This window comes from Oleiphilus sp. HI0125, assembly GCF_001635355.1.
Genome location: NZ_LWGF01001301.1, coordinates 1 through 1,213, shown reverse-complemented (window position 1 = coordinate 1,213; position 1,213 = coordinate 1). Strand labels below are relative to the sequence as shown.

The following is a 1,213-nucleotide window of genomic DNA, read 5'->3' as shown; positions in this document are numbered from 1 at the left end:
AAAAAAAGGCTTTTATTAATTGCTAAATGCAACATTATACTCGGCATACTTGCTGCCTCTTACATGCTCTGGCATCAACAATATTCATATACAGGGTTACTACTACTCACTTACATTACCCTCGCTTTGAGTACTTACTTTTGGGCTTTGTCGAGCAACAACACGCTCAAACGCGAGTACGAAATTACGCGTAACAATCTGGCTATTGTTAATTCCCGAGAAAGCTGGAACGGCATTCTTAAAACCTTAACCAAGGATGCGTTTAACAAAAAGATTTCTGCGATCAGATCTAGCCTTAACGCTCTCAGCACTTCTGGTTCATCAAATCAACACGTTAAACGCCTAAACCATTCGTTAAACGAAATTTCAACGATCAGCCAAACCCTTCTGAGCGATCTTGATTGGTATGACAGCGAGAATCATATACAGGAGCAGACAAATTACTCGATACTTGAGCATGTCTCTTTGTTAACACATGAGCTCCAAACCACTTACAGTACAGCTAATATTAATTTGTTCTGTAGTCGCGACTTCGATATCGAGCTTGCGCCCGCCTTGCTAACAAGATTGATCACTAATATAACCAACAATGCAATACGTCATCGCAATAAAGTTACCGCCATCAGCATTGAGATACAGAAAGGAAGGACTCTGCTGATCAAGAATAAGGGACCACGTCTGCCAGCATCACTTAACGAACTCACTAGTGAAAACAGGCAAGGAAGCGTGCATGGAGAATACGGCTTAGGACTTAACGTTTGTAAAAATATTTGCATTGCGAACGGCATACTTTTCAATGCTACTTCCGAGAAAGGATTGGTTGTATTTCAAATGATATTTCCAGCCTTACAATCAAACATGAGTAGAGAACTTGCGGCTGAGAAGGTGGAACATGCTTAGCTCACGTAATGATTTTAAAAGTCGCCTGCTCAGCACCTTACGTAAATATTCTGATTTCACTCATTGGAACTACAACAGACAGCATAACGAAACTGGTATAGCACTATTAAGCATTGCGTTAATATGTGGTGCATTATTTGCGGCAGATGCCATTGCCCTAAATGACCCAAACTCCATCATGATCCAGCGAATCATCGCATTACCATGGATAGGAAGCTTCTTTCTTTTGCATCGCCTAAGACAAGAGAAGCTCTACTATGTGTTTGTTTGTGTTAGCCTCCTATATTCATCCTACGTATTCCTAACTTACACA

The 1,213-nt window shown here is 40.7% G+C and carries 2 protein-coding genes; both read left to right on the top strand.

Features of this window, described 5'->3' with window-relative positions; genetic code table 11:
- Positions 1-900 (top strand): ATP-binding protein (locus A3762_RS22465; protein WP_231878901.1); only part of this gene is annotated, 900 nt, incomplete at its 5' end.
- The coding region (locus A3762_RS28525; RefSeq protein ID WP_231878900.1) for a hypothetical protein at positions 893-1,213 on the top strand (321 nt) is incomplete at its 3' end. The genes A3762_RS22465 and A3762_RS28525, both read left to right, overlap by 8 nt.